This window comes from Streptomyces prunicolor (assembly GCF_045162825.1).
Classification (GTDB): domain Bacteria; phylum Actinomycetota; class Actinomycetes; order Streptomycetales; family Streptomycetaceae; genus Streptomyces; species Streptomyces prunicolor.
The window spans coordinates 1,775,888-1,791,369 of sequence record NZ_CP108676.1 but is presented as its reverse complement, the minus strand read 5'-3'; the positions used below and the strand labels follow the sequence as shown (position 1 = coordinate 1,791,369).

Here is a 15,482-nt window from a genome sequence, read left to right as displayed (position 1 = left end):
CACTGTGTTGGTTCTGAAACCACGAACAACCCCATACCCGGGGCCACCGGGTGTGGTGCGGTTGTCTGTTTCATAGTGTTTCGGTGGTCATAGCGTGAGGGAAACGCCCGGTTACATTCCGAACCCGGAAGCTAAGCCTTACAGCGCCGATGGTACTGCAGGGGGGACCCTGTGGGAGAGTAGGACGCCGCCGAACTCCTTTTAGAGCTCTGGCTCTTGGGCATGCAGCCCAAGAGCCAGAGCTTTTTTGCGTTGGGGTAAGGTCAGGGGGAATCGTTGGCTCGTTTTCCCACAGGAGGCCCCCGGGTGGAGGTCCAGGAGACCCGCGTCCAGACAGACCGGGTGCTCACCATCCCGAACATCCTCAGCATGGCGCGCCTGGTCGGTGTACCCATCTTCCTGTGGTTGATCCTCAGGCCCGAGTTCGGCGGCCCCGAGAGCGACGGCTGGGCGCTTCTGGTGCTGATGCTGAGCGGGATCAGCGACTACCTGGACGGCAAGCTCGCGCGACGGTGGAACCAGATCAGCAGTCTCGGCCGGCTCCTTGATCCCGCCGCGGACCGGCTCTACATTCTCTCGACTCTCGTCGGGCTCACCTGGCGCGAGATTCTGCCAATCTGGTTGACCGCCGCACTGCTGGCGCGCGAACTGGTCCTGCTGGTGGTGGTGGGCATCCTCAGGCGCCACGGCTATCCGCCGCTGCAGGTGAACTTCCTGGGCAAGGCAGCTACGTTCAATCTGATGTACGCCTTCCCGTTGCTGCTGCTCAGTGACGGAAGTGGATGGCTCCCCTCACTCGCAGCCATTTTCGGATGGGCGTTCGCCGGATGGGGTACAACGCTCTACTGGTGGGCAGGAGTCCTCTACGTGGTACAAGTCCGCCGCCTACTGCGTGCGGACGCCATGGCCGACTGACCTTGCCGATTGGGCGGTAACAGTCGCTCGATGGCCCGTTGCGCAAAAGTGCGGGACAATCTGGACTGGTGAAGTCGGCTAGACCGTCGTCTCGCAGAGGAGGACGCTTCCGACATGAAGGCCGTCGTGATGGCCGGAGGCGAAGGCACACGCCTTCGCCCCATGACCTCAAGCATGCCCAAGCCACTGTTGCCCGTGGTCAATCGACCGATCATGGAGCACGTGCTCAGGCTGCTCAAAAGGCATGGGCTCAATGAGACCGTAGTCACCGTGCAGTTCCTGGCCTCGCTGGTCAAGAACTACTTCGGTGACGGCGAAGAGCTCGGCATGGAGCTCTCGTATGCCAATGAGGAGAAGCCACTCGGTACCGCCGGAAGCGTCAAGAACGCCGAAGAGGCGTTGAAGGACGATGCCTTCCTCGTCATCTCCGGCGATGCCCTGACCGACTTCGACCTCACCGAACTGATCAATTTCCACAAGGAAAAGGGCGCACTGGTCACTGTCTGTCTGACCCGGGTGCCCAATCCGCTGGAATTCGGCATCACCATCGTCGACGAAGAGGGAAAGGTCGAGCGTTTCCTCGAGAAGCCGACCTGGGGTCAGGTCTTCTCGGACACGGTGAACACGGGCATCTATGTGATGGAACCCGAGGTATTCGACTATGTCGAGGCCGACGTTCCCATCGACTGGTCCGGCGATGTCTTCCCGCAGTTGATGAAGGAAGGCAAGCCGGTCTACGGCTTTATCGCCGAGGGCTACTGGGAAGATGTCGGCACTCACGAGAGCTATGTGAAGGCGCAGGCCGATGTCCTGGAGGGCAAGGTCGACGTCGAGATCGACGGCTTCGAGCTGTCGCCCGGTGTATGGGTGGCCGAGGGTGCCGAGGTGCACCCCGACGCGGTTCTCCGCGGGCCGCTGTACATCGGTGACTACGCCAAGGTCGAGGCCGGCGCCGAAATCCGTGAGTACACCGTCATCGGTTCGAACGTCGTCGTGAAGGCCGGGGCTTTTCTGGACAGGACCGTGGTACACGACAACGTGTACGTGGGTCAGCACAGCAACCTTCGTGGCTGTGTCGTCGGAAAGAACACCGACATCATGCGCGCCGCCCGGATCGAGGACGGCGCGGTCATCGGTGACGAGTGCCTGATCGGTGAAGAATCGATCGTTCAGGGCAATGTGCGGGTCTACCCGTTCAAGACGATCGAAGCCGGCGCCTTCGTCAACACGTCGGTCATCTGGGAGAACAGAGGACAGGCGCACCTCTTCGGCGCGCGCGGTGTGTCCGGGATCCTGAACGTGGAGATCACGCCGGAGCTCGTAGTCCGCCTCGCCGGCGCCTACGCCACGACCCTCAAGAAGGGGTCCACGGTCACCACGGCCCGCGACCACTCCCGAGGCGCCCGTGCGCTCAAGAGGGCGGTGATCTCCGCCTTGCAGACGAGCGCCATCGACGTACGGGACCTGGAGAATGTTCCACTGCCCGTGGCCCGGCAGCAGACCGCGCGGGGCAGTGCCGGCGGGATCATGATCCGGACCACACCTGGTGTGCCGGACTCCGTCGACATCATGTTCTTCGACAGTCAGGGCGCCGACCTCTCGCAGGGGAGTCAGCGCAAGCTGGACAGGGTTTTCGCGCGGCAGGAGTACCGGCGTGCGTTCCCCGGTGAGATCGGGGACCTGCACTTTCCGGCCAGCGTCTTCGACTCGTACACCGGGTCCCTGCTGCGGAATGTCGACACGACCGGGATCGCCGACTCCGGTCTGAAGGTCGTGGTGGACGCGTCGAACGGCAGCGCCGGGCTCGTGCTGCCCAGTCTGCTCGGCAAGCTCGGTGTGGACTCGCTGACGATCAATCCCGGGCTCGACGAGTCGAGGCCGACCGAGACTGCGGACACGCGGCGGTCGGGGCTGGTGCGGCTCGGCGAGATCGTGGCCTCCGCGCGGGCCGCGTTCGGGGTACGGTTCGACCCTGTCGGTGAGCGGCTCTCGCTCGTCGACGAGAAGGGGCGGATCGTCGAGGACGACCGGGCCCTGCTCGTGATGCTCGACCTGGTGGCCGCGGAGCGGCGCAGCGGGCGAGTGGCGCTGCCGGTGACCACCACGAGGATCGCCGAGCAGGTGGCGGCGTATCACGGGACCCAGGTCGAGTGGACGACGACCTCGCCGGACGACCTGACCAGGGTCGGGCGGGACGAGACGACCATCTTCGGAGGCGACGGCAAGGCCGGGTTCATCATTCCGGAGTTCAGCAGTGTCTTCGACGGCGCCGCAGCCTTCGTACGACTCATCGGGCTGGTGGCGCGGACGCAGTTGACGCTGAGCCAGATCGACGCGCGGATTCCGCGGGCGCACGTCCTGAAGCGGGACCTGGCTACTCCCTGGGCCGTCAAGGGACTTGTGATGCGCCGGGTTGTTGAGGCGGCCGGCGATCGCTTTGTCGATACGACGGACGGTGTGCGGGTCGTGGAGACCGACGGGCGCTGGGTGATGGTGCTGCCCGACGTCGCCGAGGCGGTCACGCATCTGTGGGCCGAAGGGCCCGACGACGCCTCCGCGCAGGCCCTGTTGGACGAGTGGTCGGCGGTCGTGGACAGCGCCGGACGGTAAAACACGGAGCACGCGCGCGTGCCGGACATGTGTCCCCAAGAGGGCCTGTCCGGCACGCCGGTGGGGCCATTCGGAGGTACAGGCCACCACGTGCGACGATGTGCGGCATGCCGCAGCAGCCCCCCGTTCGGAGCACACCCACGCGCCCTTCGCGGCTGGACGCGTCCATGTCGCTGCTCACCAATGTCGTGGACCACAGCCTCGACGACGGTTACGCCGAGGCGGCCGCCCGGAAGAAGGCCGCGGGCGAGAGTGGCATGCCGAAGACCCTCCGGGCGAAGCTCGGACTCGCCGCCGGCCTGGTGCTGGCGGCCCTCGTCGTGACCGTGGGCGCGGCACAGGCGCGTGTAGCCGCCCCCGTGGTGGCCAAGGAGCGGCAGGAGCTGATCGACCGTATCGACAAGGAGACTTCGTCGGCGGACAAGCTGGAAGGTACTGTCGACGACCTCCGCGACGACGTGAGCGCGCGGCAGCGGGCGGCGCTCAAGACGAGTGGCGGCAGCGGCCAGGCGGACCTGGTGAGCATGCTTTCCGGTGCCACCGCGGTGCACGGCCCTGGTGTGAAGCTCGTTGTCGACGACGCGAAGGAAGCGAGTAGCGGCGGGGGCGACAACCCGCGTGAGACCGCGGACTTCTCCGACACCGGGCGGGTGCGGGACCGCGACATGCAACGCGTCGTCAACGGACTGTGGGCGGCAGGGGCCGAGGCCGTGTCCATCAACGGACAGCGGCTGACGGCGCTGTCGGCGATCAGGGCCGCGGGCGACGCGATACTGGTCGACAACAAGCCACTGGTGCCGCCCTACACGGTGCTCGCGGTGGGGGACGGCCAACGGCTGAGCACCAGGTTCCAGAACGGTGCCGACGGGCTCTATCTGCACGCCCTGGAAGACAACTACGGCATCAGGGCGACCATCGCCGTGGAGAGCGATCTCCGGCTGCCCGCCGCGCCGAGTGTGATCGTACGTACAGCACAGCCGAGAACTGAGAAGGGCACATCGTGATCGCCGTACTGGGCCTCATCGTGGGAGTGGTGGCCGGAATCCTGGTCCGGCCTGAGGTGCCGGTGGTCGTAGAGCCCTATCTGCCGATCGCCGTCGTCGCGGCGCTCGATGCCGTCTTCGGCGGGCTGCGGGCCATGCTCGACGGGATCTTCGACGACAAGGTCTTCGTGGTGTCGTTCCTGTCGAACGTGGTGGTGGCCGCGCTGATCGTGTTCCTGGGCGACAAGTTGGGCGTCGGTGCCCAGTTGTCCACGGGGGTCGTGGTCGTGCTCGGGATCCGGATCTTCTCCAACGCGGCTGCCATTCGCCGGCACGTCTTCCGGGCGTGAGGTCGATGAGCAACGAGGACGAGCGGCCGGAACACCGGCTACGCAGGGAACTGCCCGAAGAGGTATCGGCGTCTGCTTCTTCGGAAGCGCCGATTCCGGAGGAGCGGGCGGCGTCCGCCGCGACCGGCCGGCAGCGGCTGGTGCAAGGGCTGTGGCCGCCACGTGTGAGCCGGGCCCAACTCATCGTCGCCGTGCTGCTGTTCGGGCTCGGTTTCGGGCTGGCGGTGCAGGTCGCCTCGAACAGCAACAGTGACAGCGCGCTGCGTGGGGCACGGCAGGAAGATCTTGTGCGCATTCTCGATGAACTGGACGACCGTACTCAGCGTCTTGAAGACGAGAAGCAGGGTCTGCAGAAACAGCGCGACGAGCTGGAGAACAGCTCCGACCAGGCCGAGGAGGCCCGCAAGCAGACGGCCGAGAAGGAGAAGCAACTCGGCATTCTGGCGGGCACCGTGGCCGCGCAGGGACCCGGCATCACGATGACCATCGACGACACGAAGGGAACGGTCGAGGCGGACATGTTGCTCGACGCGGTCCAGGAGTTGCGCGCGGCCGGCGCGGAGGCGATCCAGGTGAACGGCGTACGGGTCGTCGCCAACACGTATCTGACGGACTCCGGCAAGAGCGTGAGCGTCGACGGGAACAAGATCAACGCCCCCTATCGTTTCAAGGTCATCGGCAAGCCGCAGGATCTCGAACCGGCGCTCAACATCCCTGGAGGCGTGGTGCAGACTCTCGAGAAGGAGCAGGCCACCGTTACCGTCGGGCGGTCGAGCAAGATCGTCGTGGATGCCTTGCGGGCCGCGAAGCAGCCTGACTACGCTCGGTCGTCCTCCCGGTGAACCGCAGGTGCATGGGGGCCGTTGTTCGAGGGCATGAGGTTGCGGGGGGTCGACGCACCGATTGGGTGGTGCGTGGTGGAAACTGTCTGGTGGATACGGACGTTGTGAGGATGTCCGGGTCAACCGGTGTGTTCAATCAGGGTTCGTCCTGCCCCACGGGCGGGTCTGTTTCGGTCAAGGGGAATCGCCCGTGAAGTTGTTTGCGAAGTTGTTCGGCAAGAGTGCGAAAGAGGTCAGCGACAACCAGACCGCTCGCCATCGCGCACAACCGGACGCAGAAGGTCAGCGCCCGCTGTTCCGCGACCAGGTCGCGGGCCAGGGCGCGCCGTCGGTTGACCCTGCGCAGTCCGGCGACATAGGTTTCGGGCAACCGTCAACCTCAAGTACGGGTGGAGGGTTTTCCCCTATGTCGGCCCTGGTGTGTACGAGGTGCGGTAACCGCAACGCGGAGAACAGCCGCTTCTGTTCCAACTGCGGTGCGCCGCTGCGCCCCGGCGCGACCCCGGAGCGTCCGTCCGAGACGACGTCCACGATCTCCATCTCCGGTCTTGAGGCCTACGACGCCGAAGTGACCGGTCAGACGCAGATGCCCACGCTCTCCCCGGAGGCGCAGGCCGCTGTCGACGCCCTGCCGTTGGGCTCGGCGCTGTTGGTGGTGCGTCGTGGTCCGAACTCGGGCAGCCGCTTCCTGCTGGACGGCGAGCTGACCACGGCCGGTCGTCACCCGCAGAGCGACATCTTCCTGGACGACGTGACGGTCTCGCGCCGTCATGTGGAGTTCCGGCGCGCTCCTGACGGTTCGTTCACGGTCGCCGACGTCGGCAGCCTGAACGGCACGTACGTCAACCGTGAGCGCATCGACTCGGTCTCGCTGGCGAACGGTGACGAGGTGCAGATCGGCAAGTACCGGCTGGTGTTCTACGCGAGCCAGCGGGGTTACTGACCCTCCCTCGGACTGGGTCCGGGGGATTCCCCCAGGAAGGTCCATGCTTCAAACACCGAGCGGCGGTGCCGGGCACGGTACCGCCGCCGCGGACACTGGGCTGATGATGAGCATCGGCACGGTGCTGAACGTGCTGCGCGACGAGTTCCCCGAAGTCACCATCTCCAAGATCCGTTTCCTGGAGTCGGAGGGCCTCATCGAGCCGCAGCGGACCCCTTCCGGGTACCGCAAGTTCAGCCCCGCCGATGTCGAGCGCCTCGGCCATGTCCTGAGAATGCAGCGGGACCACTATCTGCCGCTCAAGGTGATCCGCGAGCATCTCGACGCCATGGAGCGCGGGGAGGCCGCGCCCTTGCCCACGGTGGGGCGTCAGCGGGACGGCGAGGTCGGCCTGGAGCCCGTGGAGGCGCCCACGGCGGCCCGGATCGGGCGGACCGAGCTGCTGGCCGCCGTCGGGATCGGCGAGCAGGAACTCGACGAGTGGGAGTCGTACGGACTCATCGCCCCGCTGCCGGACGGCGTTTACGACGCCGAAGCCGTCACCGTGGCCGGACTTGTCCTCGAACTCGGGCGGTTCGGGATCGAGCCGCGGCATCTGCGCGCCATGAAGGCCGCCGCGGACCGTGAGGCCGGGCTCGTCGACCAGGTGGTCGCCCCGCTCAAGCGCCACCGCAATCCGCAGACCAGGGCCCACGCGGAGGCCCGTACGAAGGAACTGGCGGGGCTCACGGTGAAGCTGCACGCGGCTCTGGTGCAGACCGCGCTGGGTGTACGCCTGCCCTGAGACGGGCGGCCCTGTGACTGCCTGATCGGTCACCCGATCTCGGCCCGACTACCCAAACGTCCCGGGCACGGCCTAGGGTTGCTGTGTGAACGAGCTCGATGTCGTAGGTGTCCGGGTCGAAATGCCCTCCAACCAACCGATCGTGCTCCTGCGTGAAGTGGGAGGCGACCGCTACCTCCCCATCTGGATCGGGCCCGGGGAGGCGACGGCGATCGCCTTCGCTCAGCAGGGCATGGCCCCCGCACGACCGCTGACCCACGACCTGTTCAAGGACGTGCTGGAGGCCGTCGGCCAGGAGCTGACCGAAGTGCGCATCACGGATCTGCGGGAGGGCGTCTTCTATGCGGAGCTGGTCTTCGCCAGCGGCGTCGAGGTGAGCGCCCGCCCGTCCGACGCCATAGCGCTGGCGCTGCGCACCGGGACGCCGATCTACGGCAGTGACGGTGTGCTCGACGACGCGGGCATCGCGATCCCGGACGAGCAGGAGGACGAGGTGGAGAAGTTCCGCGAGTTCCTCGACCAGATCTCGCCCGAGGACTTCGGGACCAACAGCCAGTGAGCTGAGGGTCGGCGAGAAAATGCTGGCATTTGCCACCGGCGTGTGAGAGCGTCCTGCGGCTCTCCGCGAGCGCATTCGGCTAGCCTTTCCCCGCGGTGGGACACGGGAAACCACTCCTTGGGTGATTATCACTCGGCGTGCCGAGTGTGGCGATCGTTGACGCACCCCTGGTGACTGCCTACCGTCGAGAAGGCAGGTCAAGGACGGAGGTCGGCGTGAGAAGCAGCGGCGACGGTACGGCTGGGGGTGCCCCGGAACGCAGTTTCGGGGACAGAGGTCCGTACCCGCTTCACGGCAGTACGGCCGATCGCATTCCGCAGCGGCCGGCGGCAGTGCCGAGCAGCGGAGGGGCGACGTCCATGGCGTCCGAGGAGATCGGCTACCGGGGGCCCACGGCCTGTGCGGCGGCCGGCATCACCTATCGGCAACTGGACTACTGGGCGCGTACCGGGCTCGTGGAGCCCAGCGTGCGGCCCGCGCACGGGTCGGGGACACAGCGGCTCTACAGCTTCCGGGACGTCGTCGTCCTGAAGATCGTCAAGCGGTTCCTCGACACGGGTGTGTCGCTGCAGAACATCCGCAGCGCCGTTCTTCACCTGCGGGAGTGCGGCTTCCGTGATCTGGAGCGCATGACGCTGATGAGCGACGGCGCGACGGTCTACGAGTGCACGTCGCCGGACGAGGTCCACGCGCTGCTCCAGGGCGGCCAGGGGGTCTTCGGGATCGCCGTGGGGGTCGTGTGGCGGGATGTCGAGAGCGCCCTGTCGCAGCTGCACGGGGAGCGCATCGACACCGGCGAGACGCTCGTCGGGTCCAACCCCGCCGACGAGCTGGCCAGGCGGCGCAATCGGGCCGTCTGAGGGCCCGGCGGGAGCCGTAGCGGGGCATTGTCAGTGGCGTAGGGCAGCATCGGAGATGTGAGAACCGCGCCCACGATCCTGCATCTCGACATGGATGCCTTCTTCGCCTCGGCGGAGCAGGCGTCCAAGCCGAGCCTGCGCGGGAAGGCCGTCGTGGTGGGCGGGCTCGGGCCGCGCGGGGTGGTGGCCACCGCGTCGTACGAGGCGCGGGTTTTCGGGGTGAATTCGGCGATGCCCATGGCCCAGGCGCGGCGGCTCGCTCCGAACGCCGCGTATCTCGTGCCGCGGTTCGGGTTCTACCGGTCGATCAGCGAGCAGGTGATGGCGCTGCTGCGGGCGTTGTCGCCGTTGGTGGAGCCGCTGAGTCTGGACGAGGCGTTCGTGGACCTGGAGGCCGGGGGAGCGGCCTGGGACGCGGAGTCGGCGCGGGTGACCGGGGAGCGGCTGCGGGCGGACATACGGGCGGTCACGGGGCTTACGGGATCGGTGGGTCTCGCCGCTTCCAAGATGATCGCGAAGATCGCCTCCGAGCGGGCCAAGCCGGACGGGCTCGTGCTGATCGAGCCGGGGACCGAGCGGGCGTTGCTCGGGCCGTTGTCGGTGCGCACGCTGCCGGGGGTCGGACCGGCGACGGGTGATCATCTGCGGCGGGCCGGGATCACCACGGTCGACGAGATCGCCGAGGCGGGCGAGGACGAGCTCGTACGGCTGGTGGGCAAGGCACACGGGCACGGGTTGTACGCGATGGCGCTGGCGCACGACGAGCGGCCCGTGGTGGCCGAGCGGGAGACGAAGTCGGTGTCGGTCGAGGACACGTACGACGTCGACATCCACGACCGGGTGCGGGTGGGCCTGGAGGTGCAGCGGCTGGCCGACCGGTGTGTGCGGCGGCTGCGGGCGGCCGGGCTCTCGGGGCGGACCATCGTGCTGAAGGTGCGGCGGTACGACTTCTCGACGCTCACCCGGTCCGAGACGCTGCGTGGGCCCACCGACGACCCGGGGGTGGTGCGGGAGGCGGCGGCCCGGTTGCTGGACTCCGTGGACACCACGGGCGGGGTACGGCTGCTGGGGGTGGGTGTCTCCGGGCTCGCCGACTACACGCAGGAGGACCTCTTCGCGCAGGCGGCGGGGGAGCAGGCCGACTTCCTTGACGAGGAGCACGCGGAGGAGGAGCGGGGGGAGGAGCAGGCGGCGCCTGTGGAGAGGCGCTGGCCCGCTGGGCACGATGTGCACCACGCCGGTTTCGGGCACGGGTGGGTGCAGGGGAGCGGGCTGGGGAGGGTCACCGTGCGGTTTGAGAGGCCTGAGGATTCGGGGGCGGGACGGGTGCGGACGTTCCGGACCGACGATCCTGAGCTGGAGCCGGCGGAACCGTTGCCGTTGGTGGAGCGGGGGTCGGGTGAATCGCCGGGGGTGGTGATGCCGTTGGCGGGGCGGGGGCCTGACGAGGGGCTGGCCGAGCCGTCGTCGTTGGTTGCGAGGGGTCCTGATGGTCCGGCTGTGGCATCGGCGCCACCGGAGAGTCGAGGACCTGACGAGCCACCGGTCGAGCCGATGTCGTCGGCGGGGCCGGGCCTTGACGACTCGCAGGGGGAGTCGTTGCAGTCGGTCGTGCGAGATTCTGGGGTTGGGTCGGTGGCGCCGACGCCGTGGGCGGTGCCGGGGTCTGGTGTCTCATAGGGCGTGTCGTTGTCGTCGGTTGCGCGGCGTCCCGGAGTTCAGGGCGCCTCGCCGACGGCCCCGGAGATTCGAAGAGCCGGTGATGAACCGGGTGCCGCGCTGTCTCAGGTGTCTTCCGAGCCCGCGAGTTTGCCGAAGTCGTGGTCCGGGAGGGATGGGGGTGGGCCGATGTCGAGGCCGTAGTGGTGGTAGAGCTGGAGTTCCTGGTCCGGGGAGAGGTGGCGGCCTACTCCGAAGTCGGGGGCGTCCTTGATCAGGGAGCGGTCGAAGGGGATGTGGAGGGTGCCTTCGATCAGTTCGCTGGGCTCCAGGGGGACGAAGGCGTCTCTGGAGAACAGGCCGGTGCGTATGGCCGCCCACTCCGGCTCGCCGGTCGCGTCGTCGAGGTAGACCTCGTCGATCGTGCCGATCTTGGTGCCGGTGCGGTCGAACGCCTTGCGGCCGATCAGGTTGCGCGGATCGATATCGGTCTGCACGGGCCCTCCTCCTGGTCGCAACTCATCCGTAAGCACTACAAAAGAGCACATTGGGGAAGGTGGCCACTCGAAAGCTCGGCTTCAACGCTCGCTGGTAGGCTGGCGAACGGCTGCTGACCCCGTGCGGGAGAGTCCTCCAGACTTCATCGGAGGCGCCGAAGGAGCAAATCCTCCCCGGAATCTCTCAGGCTCACGTACCGCACGGACGAGGTCACTCTGGAAAGCAGGGTGCGTGTCGTTGATGGTGTCGACGGCTTGCGCTCTCACCGACGGTGAAAGCCGGTGACCTTCGGGTGGCCGGTGAAGCTCTCAGGTTGAGATGACAGAGGGGGAGGCCGTCCGGCACCCCACTGTCGTGGTGCCCTCGAAGGTCGTGTCCGACCAGGAGGCCTCCCTGATGACTGTCCCTCGCATTCCACTCTCCGAGCTCGAACAGGGCATCCCGTTCGAGCAGCGTCACATCGGGCCCGACCAGGAGGCGCGGGCCAAGATGCTCGCGCAGGTCGGCTACGGCTCGCTCGACGAGCTCACGGCCGCCGCCGTCCCGGATGTGATCAAGAACGCCGACGCTCTCGATCTGCCGGGCGCCCGTACCGAGGCCGAGGTGCTGGCCGAGCTGCGTTCCCTCGCGGACCGCAACGAGGTCCTCGGTTCCATGATCGGGCTCGGGTACTACGGGACCTTCACCCCGCCCGTGATCCTGCGCAACGTCATGGAGAACCCGGCTTGGTACACGGCCTACACGCCGTATCAGCCGGAGATTTCGCAAGGGCGGCTCGAAGCCCTTCTCAACTTCCAGACCATGGTCGCCGATCTGACCGGGCTGCCCACCTCCGGTGCCTCCCTGCTCGACGAGGGGACGGCCGCCGCCGAGGCCGTGGCGTTGTCGCGGCGCATGGGGAAGAACAAGAAGGGGCTGTTCCTGGTCGACGCCGACGCGTTGCCGCAGACCATCGCCGTGATCGAGACGCGTGCCGAGCCGGCCGGCGTCGAGGTCGTCGTCGCCGACCTCAGCGAGGGCATCCCGGCCGAGCTCGCCGAGCGGGAGATCAACGGCGTGCTTGTGCAGTACCCGGGCGCCTCCGGTGCCGTACGCGACATCAAGCCGCTGATCGAGCAGGCGCACGCGCTCGGTGCGCTCGTCACCGTCGCCGCCGATCTGCTCGCGCTGACGTTGCTGAAGTCGCCGGGTGAGTTGGGGGCGGACATCGCGGTCGGTACGACGCAGCGCTTCGGGGTGCCGATGGGCTTCGGCGGGCCGCACGCCGGATACATGGCCGTGCGCGAGAAGTTCGCGCGCAGCCTGCCCGGGCGGCTCGTGGGCGTGTCCGTCGACGCCGACGGGCACAAGGCCTACCGCCTCGCCCTGCAGACGCGCGAGCAGCACATCCGCCGCGAGAAGGCCACCAGCAACATCTGTACCGCTCAGGTGCTGCTTGCGGTGATGGCCGGCATGTACGCCGTCTATCACGGGCCCGAGGGGCTCAAGGGCATCGCGCGGAGGACGCATCGGTACGCCACGATCCTTGCGGCTGGGCTCTGCGTCGGCGGTGTCGAGGTCGTGCACGGCGGCTACTTCGACACGCTGACCGCGCGCGTTCCGGGCCGGGCCGCCGAGGTCGTCGCCGCTGCCCGTGAGGATGGGGTTAACCTCCATCTCGTGGACGCCGACCAGGTGTCCATCGCCTGCGACGAGACCACCACGCGTGCCCAACTGGCCGCCGTATGGACCGCGTTCGGGGTGGATGGGGACATTGAGGCGCTGGATGTGGCGGCCGAGGACACCTTGCCCGCCGGGCTGCTGCGCACCGATGCCTATCTCACGCACCCGGTCTTCCGCGACCACCGTTCCGAGACCGCGATGCTGCGGTACCTGCGGCGGCTCGCCGACCGGGACTACGCGCTCGACCGGGGCATGATCCCGCTCGGTTCCTGCACCATGAAGCTCAACGCGACCACCGAGATGGAGCCGGTCACCTGGCCCGAGTTCGGGCAGTTGCACCCCTTCGCGCCCGCCGAGCAGGCGCAGGGATACCTCACGCTCATCCGGGAGTTGGAGGAGCGGCTCGCCGAGGTCACCGGGTACGACAAGGTGTCGTTGCAGCCGAATGCCGGTTCGCAGGGGGAGTTGGCCGGGCTGCTCGCCGTACGCGGGTATCACCGGGCCAATGGTGATGAGCAGCGGACCGTCTGCCTCATTCCGTCGTCCGCGCATGGGACCAATGCCGCGAGTGCCGTGATGGCCGGGATGAAGGTCGTCGTCGTGAAGACCGCCGAGGACGGTGAGATCGACGTCGAGGATCTGCGGGCGAAGATCGAGCAGTACCGCGACGAACTGTCGGTGTTGATGATCACTTACCCGTCCACGCACGGGGTGTTCGAGGAGCACGTCGCCGACATCTGTGCGCAGGTGCACGAGGCGGGTGGGCAGGTCTACGTCGACGGTGCCAACCTCAACGCCCTTGTGGGGCTTGCCAAGCCGGGGCACTTCGGTGGGGATGTCTCGCATCTGAATCTGCACAAGACGTTCTGCATTCCGCACGGTGGGGGTGGGCCGGGGGTCGGGCCGGTGGGTGTGCGTGCGCATCTGGCGCCGTATCTGCCGAACCACCCGTTGCAGCCGGCGGCCGGGCCGGAGACCGGAGTTGGGCCGATCTCGGCGGCTCCTTGGGGTTCCGCCGGGATCCTGCCGATCTCCTGGGCGTACGTCCGGCTCATGGGTGGGGAAGGGCTGAAGCGAGCCACGCAGGTGGCTGTGCTCAGCGCCAACTACATTGCCAAGCGCCTTGAGCCGCACTACCCGGTGCTCTACACCGGGCCCGGTGGGCTTGTCGCGCACGAGTGCATCATCGATCTGCGGCCGATCAGCAAGGCGACGGGTGTCAGTGTCGATGACATCGCGAAGCGGCTCATCGACTACGGGTTCCATGCGCCGACGATGTCGTTCCCGGTGGCCGGGACGTTGATGATCGAGCCGACCGAGTCCGAGGATCTGATCGAGCTGGATCGGTTCTGCGAGGCGATGATCGCGATTCGTGGGGAGATCGAGAAGGTCGGTGCGGGGGAGTGGCCGGGTGAGGACAACCCGTTGCGCAACGCCCCGCACACCGCTGCCGCGCTCGGTGGGGAGTGGGAGCACGCGTACACGCGCGAGGAGGCTGTGTTCCCGGCCGGTGTGTCCGTTGCCGATAAGTACTGGCCGCCGGTTCGTCGGATCGACCAGGCCTTTGGTGACCGGAACCTGGTGTGTTCTTGCCCGCCGTTGGATGCGTACGAGGACTGAGCGTTCTGCTTGACGTGCCGCGATGTGCCGTCGTTCGTGTGCGGCTTCGTCGTGGCTGGTCGCGCAGTTCCCCGCGCCCCTTTGGGGCGCGGGACAACTCAGGCGGGATATGCGTGGGTCTGGGTTGCCTTCACCGTTACCCACACCAACGCACCCTGGTGCAGGTCCAGTTCCGCTGCCGCTACCGTCGTGAGGTCGGCGGCCAGGGGGAGTTCGCCCGTGAGGTCTACGCGAATCTGGTCGCCGTGGGTTTCCAGGCCCCCTACCTCGCAGTGCCAGAGGTTGCGGGCGCTGGTGCCGGTCGGGCGGTTCCGGAAGAGGGTGACCCCGCTGGGCGGGAACGCTACGAACACCTCGCCCTGTAGGTCCTCCGTGGTCGTGATCGTGGGGCCCGTGTCGAGGGTGACCGTGTGGCCGTCTGCCTGGCCCTTGTAGAGGTTGAGGCCGACCAGTTGGGCGATGTAGTCCGTGCGCGGGTGGCGGGCGATGTCGGCGGGGGTGCCCTCCTGGACGATTGTGCCCTGCTCGATCACGACCAGGCGGTCGGCCAACACCATGGCGTCCAGCGGGTCGTGGGTGACCAGGACGGCGACCGCCTCGAACTCGGCCAGGTGGCGCCGGAGTTGGGCCCGTACGTCCAGGCGGGTGCGGGCGTCCAGGGCGGCTAGGGGTTCGTCGAGGAGGAGCAGGCGTGGGCGGGTCGCCAACGCCCGTGCCACGGCTACGCGTTGGGCCTGGCCTCCGGAGAGTCTGCGGGGCTTGGCGGATGCGTGCTCGGCGAGACCCATGCGGTCCAGCCACTCGGCGGCCACCGCGCGGGACTCCGCCTTCGTTGCCCCCTGGCAGCGTGGGCCGAAGGCGACGTTGTCGAGGGCGGTCAGGTGGGGGAACAGCAGGTAGTCCTGGAAGACCACTCCTACCGGGCGGGACTCCGGTGGCGTGCGGTCCAACTCGGCGCCGTCCAGCCGTAGATGACCGGCCGTCAGGCGGACCAGGCCCGCGAGCGCGCGTAGCGCGGTCGTCTTGCCTGCACCGTTCGGGCCGAGCAGGGCTACGACGTCTCCTGGCGCGGCGGTCAGTTCCACGTCGAGGCGGAACGAGCCGCGGTCCACGACGAGGTGGGCGTCCAGGCCCTGGGCGCCGGTGAGTTGGGCGTCGGTGGTGTCGGTCATGAGGGGATCGTCCAACGTGGTGGGG

The 15,482-nt window shown here is 67.7% G+C and carries 12 protein-coding genes, 1 rRNA gene, 1 pseudogene and 1 riboswitch; of the genes and pseudogenes, 12 read left to right on the top strand and 2 right to left on the bottom strand.

The genetic code is table 11. The features are described from left to right. Nucleotides 1-79: 79 nt before the first annotated feature. The 11 genes and pseudogenes from rrf to OG588_RS07940 form a co-directional block, all read left to right on the top strand. Nucleotides 80-196 (top strand): 5S ribosomal RNA (gene rrf, locus OG588_RS07990). A 110-nt stretch (nt 197-306) separates the two neighbouring features. Then, nucleotides 307-915 (top strand): CDP-alcohol phosphatidyltransferase family protein, encoded by a 609-nt coding sequence (locus OG588_RS07985; protein ID WP_019059348.1) that lies wholly within the window; start codon nt 307-309, stop codon nt 913-915. A 114-nt stretch (nt 916-1,029) separates the two neighbouring features. Continuing rightward, on the top strand, nt 1,030-3,525 hold the full coding sequence (locus tag OG588_RS07980) for a sugar phosphate nucleotidyltransferase (RefSeq protein WP_405946681.1): 2,496 nt from the start codon (nt 1,030-1,032) through the stop codon (nt 3,523-3,525). Nucleotides 3,526-3,692: 167 nt separating this feature from the next. Beyond that, nucleotides 3,693-4,529: a DUF881 domain-containing protein gene (locus OG588_RS07975; protein WP_405953070.1), complete on the top strand. Its 837-nt coding sequence runs from the start codon at nt 3,693-3,695 to the stop codon at nt 4,527-4,529. Further along, nucleotides 4,526-4,858, top strand: a complete 333-nt coding sequence (locus tag OG588_RS07970) for a small basic family protein (protein ID WP_019059351.1) — start codon at nt 4,526-4,528, stop codon at nt 4,856-4,858. Before OG588_RS07975 ends, OG588_RS07970 begins: the two co-directional genes overlap by 4 nt. A gap of 5 nt (nt 4,859-4,863) precedes the next feature. Continuing rightward, the gene (locus OG588_RS07965) at nt 4,864-5,700 is read left to right on the top strand and encodes a DUF881 domain-containing protein (protein WP_405946680.1); all 837 of its coding nucleotides are present in this window, start codon (nt 4,864-4,866) and stop codon (nt 5,698-5,700) included. A gap of 61 nt (nt 5,701-5,761) precedes the next feature. After that, a complete protein-coding gene (locus tag OG588_RS07960; RefSeq protein WP_078622974.1) occupies nt 5,762-6,643 on the top strand; it encodes an FHA domain-containing protein in 882 nt (293 codons plus the stop codon). Nucleotides 6,644-6,686: 43 nt separating this feature from the next. Then, nucleotides 6,687-7,427 carry a MerR family transcriptional regulator gene (locus OG588_RS07955; RefSeq protein ID WP_398854942.1) on the top strand — a complete coding sequence of 247 codons (741 nt, stop codon included), beginning with the start codon at nt 6,687-6,689 and terminating at the stop codon, nt 7,425-7,427. An 85-nt stretch (nt 7,428-7,512) separates the two neighbouring features. Further along, complete coding sequence (locus OG588_RS07950) at nt 7,513-7,986, top strand: bifunctional nuclease family protein (RefSeq protein ID WP_006123076.1); 474 nt, start codon at nt 7,513-7,515, stop codon at nt 7,984-7,986. A 215-nt stretch (nt 7,987-8,201) separates the two neighbouring features. Then, nucleotides 8,202-8,846 carry a MerR family transcriptional regulator gene (locus tag OG588_RS07945; RefSeq protein WP_078622975.1) on the top strand — a complete coding sequence of 215 codons (645 nt, stop codon included), beginning with the start codon at nt 8,202-8,204 and terminating at the stop codon, nt 8,844-8,846. Between the two features lie 57 nt (nt 8,847-8,903). Continuing rightward, nucleotides 8,904-10,289 (top strand): annotated as a pseudogene (locus tag OG588_RS07940) (DNA polymerase IV); the annotation flags it as partial. Between the two features lie 341 nt (nt 10,290-10,630). On the opposite strand, the gene OG588_RS07935 reads toward OG588_RS07940, so the two are convergent. Next, on the bottom strand, nt 10,631-11,002 hold the full coding sequence (locus OG588_RS07935) for a PRC-barrel domain-containing protein (RefSeq protein WP_398854946.1): 372 nt from the start codon (nt 11,000-11,002) through the stop codon (nt 10,631-10,633). Nucleotides 11,003-11,116: 114 nt separating this feature from the next. Then, nucleotides 11,117-11,212: riboswitch (glycine riboswitch) on the top strand. Between the two features lie 187 nt (nt 11,213-11,399). Between OG588_RS07935 and gcvP the strand changes: the two genes are divergently transcribed. Next, nucleotides 11,400-14,285 (top strand): aminomethyl-transferring glycine dehydrogenase, encoded by a 2,886-nt coding sequence (gene gcvP / locus OG588_RS07930; protein WP_405946679.1) that lies wholly within the window; start codon nt 11,400-11,402, stop codon nt 14,283-14,285. Between the two features lie 98 nt (nt 14,286-14,383). On the opposite strand, the gene OG588_RS07925 is transcribed toward gcvP, so the two are convergent. After that, nucleotides 14,384-15,457, bottom strand: a complete 1,074-nt coding sequence (locus OG588_RS07925; RefSeq protein ID WP_405946678.1) for an ABC transporter ATP-binding protein — start codon at nt 15,455-15,457, stop codon at nt 14,384-14,386. Between the last annotated feature and the right edge of the window lie 25 nt (nt 15,458-15,482).

Excerpts from the sequence above, each read along its gene's own strand:
- OG588_RS07975 (WP_405953070.1), top strand. The coding sequence starts at position 3,693 with ATGTCGCTGCTCACCAATGTCGTGGACCACAGCCTCGACGACGGTTAC.
- OG588_RS07980 (WP_405946681.1), top strand. The coding sequence starts at position 1,030 with ATGAAGGCCGTCGTGATGGCCGGAGGCGAAGGCACACGCCTTCGCCCC.
- OG588_RS07965 (WP_405946680.1), top strand. The coding sequence starts at position 4,864 with ATGAGCAACGAGGACGAGCGGCCGGAACACCGGCTACGCAGGGAACTG.
- gcvP (WP_405946679.1), top strand. The coding sequence starts at position 11,400 with ATGACTGTCCCTCGCATTCCACTCTCCGAGCTCGAACAGGGCATCCCG.
- OG588_RS07925 (WP_405946678.1), bottom strand. The coding sequence starts at position 15,457 with ATGACCGACACCACCGACGCCCAACTCACCGGCGCCCAGGGCCTGGAC.
- OG588_RS07955 (WP_398854942.1), top strand. The coding sequence starts at position 6,687 with ATGCTTCAAACACCGAGCGGCGGTGCCGGGCACGGTACCGCCGCCGCG.